Here is a 14338-nt window from a genome sequence, read left to right as displayed (position 1 = left end):
ACCCACGCCGAGCCGCTCTCCTGCTGCCCGCCGTAGACGCGGTAGGGGAACTGGTCGTCGGTGATGACGTGGTAGAACTGCGCCGTGGGCTGGTTGTACCAGCTGCTCCACGTGTCGCCGCCGTTGACGCTGACGCACGCGCCCTGGTCGCCGGCGAGGATCATCGTCCGCGGATCGTTCGGGTTGATCCACAGCCGGTGCGGGTCGTCGCCGCCCGGCGCTCCCTTGAAGCCGACGAAGTGCGCGCCGCCGTCCGTGCTCTTCCACGACGAGACGTCTATGACGTATACGACATCGGCGTTCTTGGTATCCACCTTCACTTCGCTGAAGTCGCCGTCGCGGTCCCACAGCCGCTCGTCGGTGTTGACGAGCCGCCAGTTGGCGCCGCCGTCGTCGCTGCGGTAGAGCCCCGCCTTCTTGCCGTCGGGCGCGATGGCGTACATCCGCCGCGGCTCGCTCTCCGACGTGCCGAGGCCGATCCGGCCCACGCCGTCGGCCGAGTCGGGCAGGCCGGCGCCGAAGCGCGCCCACGTGACGCCGTTGTCGGTCGAGCGGTAGAGGCCGTTGTGCGACGGCATCTGCCAGCTGTTGGCGTCGGGCGTCTCCCACGGCGGCTGCCGCGCCGCCCACATCACCGCGAACACGGTGTCGGCGCTCGCCGGATCGAACACGAGGTCCATCGCGCCCGTGTTCTCGTCCTGGTAGAGCACCTTGGTCCAGGTCGCGCCGCCGTCGGTCGAGCGGAACACGCCGCGCGTCTCGTTCGGGCCGTACGGGTGCCCCATCACCGCCACGAGCACGCGGTTCGCGTCGCGCGGGTCCACCACGATCTGGGCGATCTGCTGCGCGTCGTCCAAGCCGAGATGCGTCCAGGTGCGGCCGGCATCGGCGGACTTGTACATGCCGTTGCCGACGGAGAGGTCGGGCCGCTGCAGGCCCTCGCCGCTGCCGACGTAGACCACGTTGGGATCGCTCGGCGCGACGGCGATGGCGCCGATCGAGCCGGTGCTCTGAGCGTCGAAGATGGGGTTCCAGGTGCGCCCGTAGTCGTCGGTCTTCCAGACACCGCCGTTGTTGACGCCGATGTAGAAGACTGATGGCTGGCTTGGGACTCCGACTGCAGCAACCGTGCGGCCGCCTCTAAACGGGCCGATGTTCCGCCACCTGAGGGCGGCGGACCAGAGGCTCGGGTCCTGGGCGCGGAGAGGGGCGGCGGCCGCGCAAAGAAGCATCGCGGCGCCAAGGAGGGCCGTTAGCAGGTTGTGGGTTGTGGGTTGTGGGAAGGACACGCGCACGGCAGGCTCCGGGATGGCGAACGGGAAGGCGCAAGTTGCACTCGCCGCGCCTCCGTCCGCAACCGAACGATGATGAGCCACCGTCGCCGCCGCTTATCGTGGCCCCGCGGTCGGCGGCACCTGTGGGGTCACGCGTACCGCCCTTCGGGGATACCAGGGTCTGCAGCCGGTTGGGGTGCGGGTGTGGCGGAACTGGTAGACGCGGAGATCTCGCAAGTCTCTGGGCGAAAGCCCTTGTGGGTTCGAGTCCCACCACCTGCACCGCCGCGCACTTTGGATCTTGCGGTTCACGCGCAGCCGAGCTTATACTCGGCTCACTTGCGAGGTCTCCGCGGCAGCCAGTGCGCTGCGTAAACGAAAGGGCCGGGGCGTGTGCCTCGGCCTTTTCGCGTTCCGTGCGCCGCTACCGCCCCGATAGCCGAGCCGCTGAGCCAATTGTTGCGGTGCGGAGCTATCTCCCCCGCGCCCTCGAGCGGCGGTTGAGCGAGTCGAGCGACTGCTTCGCCTCGAAGAGCTGCGGGTTGAGGCTCAGCGCCCCTTCGAAGCACCAGCGCGCGCTGTCCGGCATGCCCAGCTGCTCGTACGTCTGACCCAGCCGCCACCACGGCGCACCCACCGCGAAGGTGGGGATGGCGCCCGCCGCCGGCGGCGGCTGCAGCACCCCCATCACGCGCACCAGGTGATCCTGCGCCTCGCGCGGGCTCAGCTTCATCTCCACCATCTGCCGCCCCAGGAAGTACTGGCCCAGGACGTCGTCGGGATCGGCGTCCACCAGCCGACGATACGCGGCCAGCGCCCGCTCGGGCCGGTGTCTCACGGTCCAATACTGCGCGACGCGGAAGGCGACCCCGAAGTCCGCCGGATGGGCCAGGCCGACGGCCTCCATCAGCGAGTCCGCCCTGAGCTTCGACACCGCGCTCCCGCGCGAGAGCATCCCCGCCATCAGGAAGGCGCCGCGCCCGTCGTCGCGCTTCCGCAGACCCTCCGCGACCCTGAACGCCGAGTCCCGGTCGCCACCCGCGGCGCGGGGCGCGTGCTCCAGGAAGCCGGCGAGCGACTCCAGGTACGACAGGCTGTCGGGCGCCAGCTCGACCCCGCGCCGGTAGGCCGCCCCGCACTTCCGCCAGGCCGCGAGCGCGCCCGGCCCCCCGCCGGTCGCGACCGCGCACGCGACGTCGCCCACCAGCATCTGCACCTCCGCCCGTTCCGGCTCGGCCTGGGCCGCGCGCTGCGCCAGCCGGCTCGCGCGGTCGTAGTCGTTCGCCGCGAACGCCGCGAGGGCGTCCTGGTACGCCGTCTGGGCCGCGAGCCGGCCGCCGGGAACGGCCAGCGCCGCGAGGAGGAGCGGGATGCCGAAACGGCGTCGTGTCGCCACTCTGGTGCCTCCGTCGGGGGTCGCCTGCGATGCGCCGATGCAGCTTACCGACCCGGCGTCAGCCGGGCGTCAGCGCGCCCGCGGAACCTGGCACGACCACGCTCCGCCGATAATTGGTCCCCGGTCCATTCACCGCCCTCCAGCCCGTTTGACCCCTAGCCCCCGTGTAGATACAATTTCCGACTTCATCCATCAGCATTCTGGACCCCAGCATCCCCCCTGCGGAGGGCCAATGCGTGCCTTGCTCGTGAGCCTGGCGGCGTGTGCCGTGCTGTCCACGCCGCTCACAGCCCAAGGTCTGCGCGACGACATCAACCAGCTGTTCATCTTCGGCCCGGGCGAGGACCCGCTGTTCCTGGCGGGCACCGCCGGCAACGCCTCCGCCACGGTGGCGCTGCACGGCACCCACTTCGAGCCGTCGGCCGCGTCCCAGAACGGGACCATCATCTCGTTCATCACCAACGCGGTGGGCGGCAACGTGGCCGACTTCCCGTTCAGCTCGGCGAGCGGCGGCACCACGTTCAAGTTCGAGAACGGCACGCCGGTGCCGACGTCGGTCTCGACCGGCCCGGTGTTCGCCGAGCGCGGGCAGACGCTGGGGAGCGGCCGGGTGCTGGTGGGCTTCAGCTACAACACCTTCCGCTACGCGTCCATCCGGGGCGTGGACCTCCACAACGTGAACCTGGTGTTCACCCACGTGAACGTGACGGGCCCGACCTGCGACAGCATCGTCGGCAAGTCCTGCACTCCGTACGGCGTGCCGACACTCGAGAACGACATCATGCCGTTCAACCTGTCGCTGGACATCACCGTCCAGCTGGCCTCGTTCGTGTTCACGTACGGCATCAGCGACCACATCGACTTCGGCGTGGCGCTGCCCATCGTCTCGACGTCGCTGGTGGGCCAGAGCCAGGCCAACATCATCCCGTTCGGCGGCGACAGCGCGTTCCACTACTTCGCCGGCACCGCCACCAACCCGGTCCTGAGTGCGTCCCGCTTCGTGCAGGGCTCGGCGACCGGCATCGGCGACGTGGCCGTCCGGATGAAGATCAACCTGCACAACTCCGACCAGAGCAGCCTGGCGCTGCTCGCCGACGGCCGCTTCCCGACCGGCAGCGAGCAGGACCTGCTGGGGGCCGGCCAGTTCTCGGGCCGCCTGGTGGCGGTGGTGTCGGCGCGGTTCGGCGCCTTCTCGCCCCACGCCAACGTCGGCTACCTGCGCCGCGTCGGCGAATTCCGCAACGACGCCGTGCTCGGAACCGTGGGGTTCGACCACCTGATGGCGCCGAGCGTGACGCTGGCGGCGGACCTGATCTCGGAGCTGCAGGTGGGCAACGACAAGCTGACCGTGCCGCAGTCGGTCACCTACACCGAGCCGTTCACGCGCACGGTGCGCACCAGCGAGATCCCCAACATCCGCGACGACCTGATCAACGGGTCGCTCGGCATGAAGTTCACGCTGGCCGGCGGCCCGACCCTGATCGCCAACGCGCTGGTGCCGCTGAACCGGGGGGGATTGAGGCCGAACTCGCTGTTTACGCTGGGGATCGAGTACGGGTTCTGAAAGACAGGGGGTTGGGGATTGGGGGTTAGGGGTTGGTCAGTAGGCGGCTCCGAAACCCCAACCCCCCAACCCCAAACCCGGGCCGGTGAGGGGGTGTGGGGCCGCCGCCTACGGAATCACCTTGAACCGCCAGGCGCCGCCCTCCAGGGCGGCGGTGGCGTGGAAGCTGTATGACGGCCGCTGCGTGCCGCCTCCCACGTCGTACTGCAGGTGCCCGGTCACGTCCACCGTAGCCGTCGTGCCGGTGACGTCCACCGCGGCGAGCGCCAGCTCGGCCCTGACGGCACCCTTCGCGTGCGAGAACAGCGTGCTCCAGCCTTCCTGCTGATCGCCGCGCAGGCCGGGGTACACCCGGCGCATCTCGGCGGTGCTCTTACTCTCGATGGCGCGCGCGTAGGCCGCGACCAGCTCCTCGATCTGGGGCCGCGGATCGGCCGGTGCCTCGGCCGCCGGCGACTCCGCGGGCGCGCTCGGCGGAGCGGCCGGCACCTGCGCCGGCACCGCGGCGCTGGGAGTGGGCCGCGACGCGGGCTCGACCGCGGGCGCCGCCGGGGCCCCACCCGGCGCGGCCTGCTGGGGCGCCGCGGCCTGGCCCTGCGCCGCCGCACCCGACGGCGCCGGTGGCTGGGCGCTGGTCGAGCCGGCGGGCGCGGCTGCCGGCCGCGGATGCCTCACGTTCTCGAGCGCCGTGCGCGCGCCGCCCAGGCGCGGCGCCCGCGGCGCGTCCTGCTGCCGCGCCGGCGACTCGTGCGGCGCGGGCTGGGCCGCCGGCGGCGTGCCCGGAGCCGTCATCGCCTCCGCCGCCATCGAGTCCGGCCTGCCCTTCGCCGGCGCCGTCACGGACTCCGGAGCGGTCCGCACCGGGGCCTGCTGGCTCGATGCGGCACCCGCGACGGGCGACGCCGGCGGCTTGGCCGCCGGCTTGAGGAAGCCTCCGAACCAGAGCACCCCCGCCGCAGCCGCCACCACCACTCCCGCGGCCACGCCGAGCCGGGCGAACCGCCGCCGCTTCCGCATCCCCAGCACGTCCGCCCGGATCGTGGTCCGCAGCGGCGTGGACCGCGCCGCCACCCGTACGGTGGCGCCGCCGCTCAGGGCCGCCCGCACCGCCTCGAGGTCCTGCGCCATCGCGCCCGCCGTGGCGTAGCGATGCCGGGGATCCTTCGCCAGCGCCTTGTCCACGATGGGCTGGAGCGAGATCGGCAGCGACGCCGCCACCTCCCTGAGCGGCGGCGGCTGCTCGCTCACCACCCGGTACAGCACCGCGTGCAGCGTGTCGCCCTGGAAGGTGGCCCGGTTCGACAGGAACTCGTACAGCACCGCGCCGATCGCGAACACGTCGGTCGCCGGGGTGATGTTCCCGCCCGTGATCTGCTCCGGCGCCATGTAGCTCGGCGTGCCCATCATCATGCCGGACTTGGTGAGGTTCGACTTCTCGAGCCTCGCGATCCCGAAGTCCATCAGCTTGGCGTGCCCGTCGGTGGACACGCGGATGTTCGCCGGCTTCACGTCGCGGTGCACCACGCCCCGGCTGTGCGCGTAGTCGAGCGCGTGCAGGGCGTCCACGATGATGTCGATCTTGCCGGTGAGGGGCAGCGGGTCCTGCCGCTCCATGATCTGCGAGAGGTCGGACCCCTCGATGTACTCCATCGCGATGTAGAGCGACCCGCCGGTCTCGCCGAAGTCGAAGATGGTGATGATGTTGGGGTGCTGCAGGCTGCCGGCGGCGCGCGCCTCCCTCAGGAACCGGTCCCGCAGCTCCGGGTCGGTGGCGATCCCCTGGCTCATCACCTTGACCGCGACGTACCGGTTGAGCAGCGGATCCAGCGCACGGTAAACCACCCCCATGGCGCCCTGGCCAAGGAGGTCCGTGATCTGGTACTTGCCGATGCTCTGGGGGCTCGTTTCCGGCACTTGGTGAATCTGCGAACGAGCAATGCCGATAGCAACACCCGCCGATGCGGCCGCGCGGCGCCGCGCCCGGGCCGGTCGGCCCCGGAACCTAAGCCGTGGAGCGGCCTTTCGCGGGGCGGAGCACGGTGATCACCCAGGGCGGAATGGTGATCTCGCTCACCCATTCCCCCGGATCGGCGGGGGTCGCCAGCGGCCGCAGGGTCTCCGCCGGCTCGAGGCCGGCCGCCGCGTACACCTCGCCCCACGCGTCGTCGGTCCACAGCACGTCCTCGACCGGCGTGCGGTCGGCGATGGCCAGGTTGACGATGCGCACCACGTCTCCCGATCGCGCGCGACGGTTCTCGGGGAACGCGCGGGTCGAGAACGACGCCCACTCGTTGACGTAGATCTCGGGCGAGGACACGAGGTTCACCAGGCAGCCGCCCGGAACGAGGAGCGCGCGCAGGCCGGACAGGATGCGGACCTTCCGCGCGGCCGTGGGCACGTTGTCGAAGGTGAAGGCGCTCAGCGCCAGGTCGAAGGAGCCCGGAGCCAGCCGGCCGAAGTCGCCGTCCGCGATGACGCGGTAGTCGCCGGCGGGATCGGCCTCGCGCGCCTTGGCCACCATGTCGCGGGAGATGTCCACGCCCACCGCCTCGAAACCGCACCGCTCGAGGAACCGGGTCGAGCGGCCCGCGCCGCAGCCGAAGTCCAGCGCGCGGCGGCCCGGCGCGTGGCGCGCGAAGACGCCCGGCAGGTCCCGGAAGGCGAGATGGTAGGTGCCGGGGAACGCGAGGTCCGCGTAGGCGTCCGCGTAGCGGACGTCCTCGTAGACGTTGCGGAAACCGTCGGAACCGCGGCCGGGGGGCGGCACGGCGGGCGGGGCCGGGGGCCGCCCGCGACGGCCGGAGGCGCTAGGCGCGGGCCCGCGCCGCCGCGTCGGCGAAGCGGGTCTCGATCAGGCCGAGACAGATGCCGGCCAGCTCGAGCGTCATCCGCTCCTTGCGCCGGCGCTCGACGCCTCCGGGCGGCGGCTCCGGCAGGTCGGCGCGCACCGGGGCGATGCACCAGCGGCCCATGTCGAGCCGCGCGGCCAGCCACCGGCTGCCGACCTGCGCCGGCACGCTCCAGCTGCGGACCGCGCTGTTGATCTCGGCCGACGCCGTGGGCGGCAGCTTGCGGTTGGAGCCGATGGCCACCGGCACCACGGAGTCCTTGGTGGCCTCGAACAGAGCGACGAGACGGCCCTGCAACCCCTGCTCGGCGCGCCGCAGGACCTCTTCCCGCCAGAACTCGATGCGTTCGCGACTCTCAGCCACTCGGACGATCTCCTTGCGGCAGCCGCCCGCGCGGGCGGTGCCTTCGGTTCCGGGGGGACCACTAACATATGCAAACCGTGCCATTTCGTCGCGGGCCCAGATCACGCGGAAGCCCGTAGGTCCATAGGGGAGTTGACCTTGCGCCTTTCTGTCGTCGCCGCCGCGATCTCCGCGCGGCGCCCGCGTGACGCCCGCGTGACGCCCCGGCCCTAGGATGTCTCGCGACGGCTGCCGCGGCGCATCGGCGCGCGCCGCGCAGCCCGGGGAGGCGCGAGGGCGCTCATGGCCATCGACCGCAGCAGGATGTACCAGCTTCCCTGGACGCCGACCGACAACCCCGGCGGTTGGGTCCAGGTCACCGACGCCGGCGACTTCACCGGCCCCGGCGCCTCCCGCGAGAAGGCCAACGGCCACGCGCCGCTGGCGCAGGTCGAGGCCGACGTCCTGGCCGTGCGGCGGCTCACCAACTGCGACCGCATCGCCATCGCCGGCGGCGAGCCCCTGCTCCACCCGCGCATCCTCGAGGTGGTGGAGTTCATCGCCCGCCAGGGCCTGAAGCCGCTGCTGCTGACGGACGGCGAGCGCCTCACGCCCGACCTGGCGCGCGACTTCCGCACGGCCGGCCTGGCGCGGTTCCAGTTCCACGTGGACAGCGCGATGGAGCGCCCGGGCTGGGGCGGGAAGAACGAGGCGGAGATGAACGAGCTGCGCCAGCACTTCGCCGACCTGGTGTGGGAGGCCGGCGGGATGCAGTGCGGCTTCACGATCACGGTGTACCGCTCCACCCTGCCCTACCTGCCGCACGTGCTCGAGTGGTGCCGCGCGAACCTCCACAAGGTCCAGCACGTCGCGCTGGTGGCCTTCCGCGCGATTCCCCTGAGCGACGACTGGGAGTACCAGGTGGACGGCCGCACGGTGGACGCGAGCGCGCTCGCGCGCGGCACGGCCGAGCCGGACCGGCTCGCCGTCACCACGGAGCAGATGTACGAGGAGCTGCGCGACCACGACCGCGGCTTCCGGGCCTCGGCCTACCTGCCCGGCACGGCCGCGCCCCAGACGACGAAGTTCCTCGTGGCCCACCACGTCGGCTCTCCCACCAGGGCGTACGGCTACCTGGGGCCGCGGGCGGTCGAGGCGCTCCAGGTCGCCCACCACTTCTGGGCCGGCCGCTGGGTGGACTTCCCCCGGCGCGCGAGGGTCGGCCGGAAGGTGTTCCTGCTGGCGGCCGTGGACCCGGTGGTGCGCCGGGCCCTGAAGCGGTTCGCGCGCGCGGTGCTCAAGAACCCGCGGCGCGCGCTGCAGGGCATCTGGATCCAGTCCATCTCGCTGCAGCAGCCCTACGAGATGCTGGACGGCAAGGCCAACCTGTGCGGCGGCTGCCCCGACATGATGGCCTGGCAGGGCGGGCTGATCCCGTCCTGCCGGCTGGACGAGCACCGCCGGTTCGGCGGCCCGCTGGTGCCGGTGCCCCGCCGGGCGGCGGCGAGGACGGAGCTGGGGTAGAAAGACGGGGGTTGGGTATTGGGGGTTGGGGTTTGGGGCCCCCCAACCCCCAATCCCCGCGGGTTCGCTCTTCCTTGTCTCGTTTCCGACATTAAGTTAGCGCATGCCTGCGGTTTCCTCCGCGATGCACGAACAGGTGAAGGATGCGCTGATCCGGGAGACCCGGGAGCGCATCATTCGCGAAGGGGCCACCGCCGAGATCTCCCACCTGGTCCTGATGGGCGTGGTGCTGGCCCTGTGCTACAGCACCGTCCCCACCATCCCGCTGGTCGCATGGGGCGCGGTCGTCGCCGTGCTGTGCGTGGTCCGGCTCGTGCTGCGCCACCGGCTGATCACGCGCGAGTACACGCGGCGGGAGCGCCGCCGCACCGTGGCGGTGATGACGTCGCTCGGGGCCGCGTGGGGCGTGGGCGCGGGCCTGTTCGCGCGGTGGCTGCCGTTCGGCGACCTGGCCCTGGTGATGATGATCCTCACCGGCCTGGTGGCCGGGTCCACCACCACGCTCGCCGCCGACCGGCGCGCGTTCCGCTACTTCCTCGCCGCGGTCGTGCTGCCGCTCGGCGTCGGCCTGCTGCTCGCCGGGGCCGGGACCGAGCGGCACCTCGTGGCCCTGCTGCTGATCGCGGTGTTCAGCCTGGTGATGTCCATCATCCAGCAGCGCGGCTACACGGGGCTGGTGCAGCAGGCCCTGACCAACGCCGAGCTGGCGGCCAGCGAGGAGCGCGCGGCGCGGGAGCGCGCCCGGCTCGACGCGCTGTTCGCCAGCGCGCCGGTCGCGACGGTGGTGGTGGACGTGGAGGGAAGGGTCCGCGACGCGAACCCGCGGTTCCAGAGGCTGTTCGGCTTCGGGCTCGGCGAGATCCGCGGCCAGCCGCTGAACGACCTGATCGTCCCGGCGGCGGAGCTGAACCACGCCCGCGAGCTGGACGAGACGGTACGCGGCGGCGAGACGGTGGTGATCGAGGTCCAGCGCCGTCGCAAGGACGGCGCGCTGGTGCCGGTGCGCGCCTCCGCCGCCCGGGTCGAGGGCGTCGGGGAGTCCGGGCTGTTCGTGCTGTACGAGGACATCTCCGACGAGGTCGAGGCGCGCCGGGCGCTCCAGGAGGCCAAGGAGGCGGCGGAGAAGGTGGCGCAGATGCGGAGCGCCTTCCTCGCCAACATGAGCCACGAGATCCGCACCCCGATGAACGCGGTGATGGGCCTCGCGGAGCTGCTGCTCGACACCGAGCTGACGCCCGACCAGCGGCGCTCGCTCACCCTGATCCAGTCCTCGGGCGAGACGCTGCTGACGCTGATCAACGACATCCTCGACCTCTCCAAGATCGAGGCCGAGAGCCTGCAGCTCGAGCAGGTCCCGTTCGACCTGCCGCGCCTGGTGGACTCGACCGTGAGCCTGCTGGGGGTGCGCGCCCGCGAGCGCTCCATCGAGCTGCTGGCCGACATCCCCGCCTCGGTGCCGGAGCAGGTGCGCGGCGACCCGACGCGCCTGCGGCAGGTGCTCACCAACCTGATCGGCAACGCGGTCAAGTTCACCGAGCAGGGCGAGGTGGTGGTGTCGCTGCGCCGGGTGGCGGAGCGGGACGGCAAGGCCGTGGTGCGCTTCGCGGTGCGGGACACCGGCATCGGGATCCCCGAGCGGCAGCGCCAGAGCATCTTCCAGCCGTTCAACCAGGGCGACCTGTCCATGACGCGGCGGTACGGCGGCACGGGCCTGGGCCTGACGATCGCGCAGCGGCTGGTGGCGATGATGGGCGGCGAGCTGGAGGTGCGGAGCGAGGTGGGGCGCGGCAGCGAGTTCTCCTTCCAGGTCGCGCTGGCGGTGGACGCCGCGCTGCCCGCGCCGATGCCCGCCGCGGGCGCGGTGCCGCTGTCGGGCCTGCGGATGCTGGTGGTGGACGACAACCAGTCCAACCGGCGGGTGGTGCGCGGGCTGCTGTTCGCCGCCGGGGTGACGGTGGACGAGGCCGGCAGCGCCGAGGAGGGGCTGGAGGCGATGCGCCGCGCGGTCGAGAACGGGGAGCCCTACTCGCTCGCCATCCTCGACGCGCAGATGCCGGGCCGCGACGGCTTCCAGATGGCGCAGAGCATCGCCGCGGAGCCCGCGATGCTCGGGACGCGGCTGCTGATGCTGACCTCGGCGGGCCAGCGCGGCGACGCGCAGCGCTGCCGCGAGCTGGGCATCCACGGCTACCTCACCAAGCCCGTCTCGCGGGCCGACCTGCTGGACATGGTGGCCGGCATCCTGGGCGGGGCCGCGGCCGGCCCGGGCGGCCACGAGGTGGTGACGCGGCACCGGATCGCGGAGTCGCGGCGGCACCTCGCCATCCTGCTGGCCGAGGACAACCAGGTGAACCAGGAGGTGGCCGCGACCATGCTCCGCAAGCGCGGCCACCAGGTGGACGTGGTGGGCACGGGCACGGCGGCGGTGGCCGCCGCCAGCCGCCAGCACTACGACGTGGTGCTGATGGACATCCAGATGCCGGAGATGGACGGCCTCGACGCGACGCGCGCGATCCGCGCGATGCCCTCCTGCGCCGACCTGCCCATCGTCGCCCTCACCGCCCACGCGCTCTCGGAGGAGCGGCAGAACTGCCTGGCGGTGGGGATGAACGCCTACGTCACCAAGCCGTTCAAGGCCTTCGAGCTGTTCGCCGCCGCCGAGGGGTGGGGTGCCCGCACCTCGCCGCCGCCGGTGGACCTGGCCGGGTTCCGGCGCGACATGGCCGAGGCGGGCGCGGCCGAGGCGGTGAACGGCATCATCACGAGCTTCCTCGACGGCTCGGCCGTGCGCACCGAGGCGATGGCCCGTGCGGTGGAAGCCCGGCAGACCGACGAGGTCGCGCGGCTCGCCCACTCGTTCAAGTCGTCGGCGGCGCAGCTGGGCGCCCACCGTCTGGCCGAGCGGCTCAAGGAGATGGAGACGGCGGCGAAGGCGGGAGACGCGGACAAGGTGCGGGCGGTGTTCGGGCAGTTCATCGCCGAGGCCGGCGAGGTGGTGACGTATCTCAGAAAAGAAGGGGGATGACACACCCTCACGCCCTGCACCCTGTCTTTCACAGCCCCATCTTCTTCACCAGCGCCTTGAATCGCTTCTCCTCCCGCAGCGAGTCGAACAGCGGATTCACGTTCGCGTACACCGTCCAGCCGCGCCGCTCGGCCGCGGCGCGCTCCGCGTAGTCCAGGGCGCGCTCCCGGTCGCCGAGCCCGATCAGCAGCGTGCCGAACGCGACCGGCGTGACGTACTCGCGCGCGGCGAGCGCCTCCAGCTCCCCGAGCAGCGCCTCCGCCTCCGCCCGCTGGCCCACGCGCGCCAGCACCCAGCCCAGCGCGCCGATCGCGTAGGCGCCGGCGCCGGGCAGCGTCCGCGCCTCGCGCAGCGTCCGCTCCGCCTCGGCGAGCCGGCCGCCGAAGGCCAGCGCCATCCCCAGGATGCGGTGGCTCTCCTCCTGGGTCGGGTTCATGGCGATGGCCCGCGTCGCGTGGTAGGCGGACTGGTCGTAGCGGCGCGCATAGTAGTAGTCCCAGGCGACGGTGCGCCGGATCGAGACCGACGCCGGATCCAGCTCGAGCGCCGTGAGGCCCTCGACCAGCGCCTCCTGGGTCTTGCCCTGCGACGAGAGCAGGAAGGCGTACCAGTTGTGCGCACTGGCGTAGCGCGGGTCCAGCTCCAGCGCGCGGCGGAACTCGGCCTCCGCCCCCGCCCAGTCCCAGTCGTAGATGAACCGGCACCACGCCAGCGAGGCGTGCGCCTCGGCCAGCGAGTCGTCCAGCGCCAGCGCCTGGCGCGCGTACGCCTCCGCCTTCTCGAACCCCTCCTTCACCGGCATGCTGCGGTAGTCCACCTGCAGCGCGTAGGAATCGGCGAGTCCGGTGTAGGCGAGCGCGTAGCCGGGGTCCGCGGCGATGGCCTGCTCGAAGTAGCGGATCCCCTGGGCCACGCCCTTCTGAGTGCGCTTGTTCCACTGGTAGCGGCCGCGCAGGTAGAGGCCGTAGGCCGCGACGTTCTCGGTGTAGCGCCGCGCGGCCGGCTCGGCGAGGTCGGCGAACGAGGTGGCCCGGAGCGTGGTGACGATGGTCCGCGCGATCTCGTCCTGGATCGCGAACACGTCGTCGAGGTTGCGGTCGTAGCGCTGCGACCACAGCAGCCGGCCGTCGTCGGTCGAGGAGAGCTGCGCCGTGATCCGCAGCCGGTCGCCGGCCTTGCGCACCGTGCCCTCGAGGATCTCGGAGGCGCCGAGCAGGGCGCCGATGGCGCGCACGTCCTGCGGCTTGCCCTTGAGCGCGAACACCGAGGTGCGGGAGGCCAGGCGCAGTCCCTCGACCTTGGCAAGCGCGTCGATCAGCTCGTCGGTGATGCCGTCGCTCAGGTACTCGTTCTCGGGATCGGGGCTGGCGTTGACGAACGGCAGCACCGCGACGCAGCGGCCCGGCACGAGGCTCCGGGGCGCGGCCTCGGCCGTCTCGGCCGCGAGCGCGGCGAGGAAGTCGGCCACGCTCTGGAAGCGGTCCGCCGGGTTCTTGGCCAGCGCCCGGGCGAGCGCCCGCTCCATCGCGGGCGGCGCGTCGGGCCGCGCGGCGCGCACCGAGCGCGGCACCTCGGCGATCTGCCGGGCCATGGTCGCGCGCGGCCCGTCGCCCTTCAGCGGCGGCTCGCCCGTCAGCATCTCGTACACCACGCACGCCAGGCTGTAGACGTCGGCGGGGCTGTCCACGTCGTCGCCGCTCGCCGCCTCCGGGCTCATGTACTCCGGCGTGCCCACCGCGATGCCGACCTCGGTGACCCCCACCCCCGCGACCGGGCCGCGCTCCGGCCCGCAGCAGGCGCGCGCGATCCCGAAATCGGCGAGCACCGCGTGGCCGTCGGCGAACAGGATGTTCTCGGGCTTGACGTCGCGGTGCACGAAGCCGTTGCGGTGCGCGAAATCGAGGCCCGCGCCGGCCTCCTCGGCGATCCGCAGCACGTCGGCGAGCGGGAGCGGGCCCTCGCGCTCGAGCCGCTCGCGCAGCGAGCCGCCGGTGACGTAGGGCGTCACCAGGTAGAGCCGGCCGCCGGCCTCGCCCGAGTCGATCAGGGGCACGATGTGCGGATGCGACAGCTGCGCGGCGATCCCGATCTCGCGCAGGAAGCGGGCGGCGTCCACCGACCGCACCAGGTCGGGGTGCATCACCTTGATCGCGACCTTGCGGTGGTGCTTGAGGTCCTCGGCGAGGTACACGCTCGCCATGCCCCCGCGACCGAGCTCGCGCTCGACGGCGTAGCGGCCTTGGAGGTCGCGGGCGATGGCCTGCGTGGACCCGGGCATCGAGGGACTAATTAAGTGTCAGTGGGTTGCAGGTGGTAGGTCGTGGGAACCGCCCCGCCGCCACTGCCCTCCCGGAACTCGCAACC

General features: G+C 72.3%; 9 protein-coding genes and 1 tRNA gene. 4 read left to right on the top strand and 6 right to left on the bottom strand.

Features of this window, described 5'->3' with window-relative positions; genetic code table 11:
* Window positions 1-1232, bottom strand: a 1232-nt coding sequence (locus VMF70_08885; GenBank protein ID HTT68130.1) for a glycosyl hydrolase, incomplete at its 3' end; no start/stop codon positions are given.
* A 240-nt stretch (window positions 1233-1472) separates the two neighbouring features.
* Here VMF70_08885 and VMF70_08880 point away from each other — a divergent pair.
* Window positions 1473-1556, top strand: a tRNA-Ala gene (locus VMF70_08880).
* 190 nt (window positions 1557-1746) lie between these two features.
* On the opposite strand, the gene VMF70_08875 is transcribed toward VMF70_08880, so the two are convergent.
* Window positions 1747-2670, bottom strand: coding sequence for a hypothetical protein (locus VMF70_08875; protein HTT68129.1), 924 nt, complete (start codon window positions 2668-2670; stop codon window positions 1747-1749).
* 232 nt (window positions 2671-2902) lie between these two features.
* On the opposite strand from VMF70_08875, the gene VMF70_08870 reads away from it, so the two are divergent.
* Window positions 2903-4234 carry a hypothetical protein gene (locus tag VMF70_08870; protein HTT68128.1) on the top strand — a complete coding sequence of 444 codons (1332 nt, stop codon included), beginning with the start codon at window positions 2903-2905 and terminating at the stop codon, window positions 4232-4234.
* 108 nt (window positions 4235-4342) lie between these two features.
* Here the strand turns inward: VMF70_08870 and VMF70_08865 are convergent, their stop codons facing one another.
* From VMF70_08865 to VMF70_08855, 3 genes are all read right to left on the bottom strand, one after another.
* Entirely contained in the window at window positions 4343-6148 is a 1806-nt protein-coding gene (locus VMF70_08865; GenBank protein HTT68127.1) for a protein kinase, read from the bottom strand.
* An 88-nt stretch (window positions 6149-6236) separates the two neighbouring features.
* Window positions 6237-7001 carry a class I SAM-dependent methyltransferase gene (locus VMF70_08860; protein ID HTT68126.1) on the bottom strand — a complete coding sequence of 255 codons (765 nt, stop codon included), beginning with the start codon at window positions 6999-7001 and terminating at the stop codon, window positions 6237-6239.
* A gap of 40 nt (window positions 7002-7041) precedes the next feature.
* Window positions 7042-7446, bottom strand: coding sequence for a hypothetical protein (locus tag VMF70_08855; protein HTT68125.1), 405 nt, complete (start codon window positions 7444-7446; stop codon window positions 7042-7044).
* A gap of 282 nt (window positions 7447-7728) precedes the next feature.
* Between VMF70_08855 and VMF70_08850 the strand changes: the two genes are divergently transcribed.
* Both VMF70_08850 and VMF70_08845 read left to right on the top strand, forming a co-directional pair.
* Window positions 7729-8949, top strand: coding sequence for a radical SAM protein (locus VMF70_08850; protein HTT68124.1), 1221 nt, complete (start codon window positions 7729-7731; stop codon window positions 8947-8949).
* A 124-nt stretch (window positions 8950-9073) separates the two neighbouring features.
* The gene (locus tag VMF70_08845) at window positions 9074-11974 is read left to right on the top strand and encodes a response regulator (GenBank protein ID HTT68123.1); all 2901 of its coding nucleotides are present in this window, start codon (window positions 9074-9076) and stop codon (window positions 11972-11974) included.
* 28 nt (window positions 11975-12002) lie between these two features.
* On the opposite strand, the gene VMF70_08840 is transcribed toward VMF70_08845, so the two are convergent.
* Window positions 12003-14252, bottom strand: coding sequence for a protein kinase (locus VMF70_08840; GenBank protein ID HTT68122.1), 2250 nt, complete (start codon window positions 14250-14252; stop codon window positions 12003-12005).
* Window positions 14253-14338 lie beyond the last annotated feature (86 nt).

This window comes from Gemmatimonadales bacterium (assembly GCA_035502185.1).
GTDB lineage: Bacteria > Gemmatimonadota > Gemmatimonadetes > Gemmatimonadales > JACORV01 > Fen-1245.
Note: the sequence above shows the minus strand (reverse complement) of the source record. Positions and strands in the feature narration are given on the sequence as shown.

What these genes read in the sequence shown, in the direction of transcription:
- VMF70_08870 (HTT68128.1), top strand. Translation starts at nt 2,903, where the DNA reads ATGCGTGCCTTGCTCGTGAGCCTGGCGGCGTGTGCCGTGCTGTCCACG.
- VMF70_08850 (HTT68124.1), top strand. Translation starts at nt 7,729, where the DNA reads ATGGCCATCGACCGCAGCAGGATGTACCAGCTTCCCTGGACGCCGACC.
- VMF70_08845 (HTT68123.1), top strand. Translation starts at nt 9,074, where the DNA reads ATGCACGAACAGGTGAAGGATGCGCTGATCCGGGAGACCCGGGAGCGC.
- VMF70_08840 (HTT68122.1), bottom strand. Translation starts at nt 14,252, where the DNA reads ATGCCCGGGTCCACGCAGGCCATCGCCCGCGACCTCCAAGGCCGCTAC.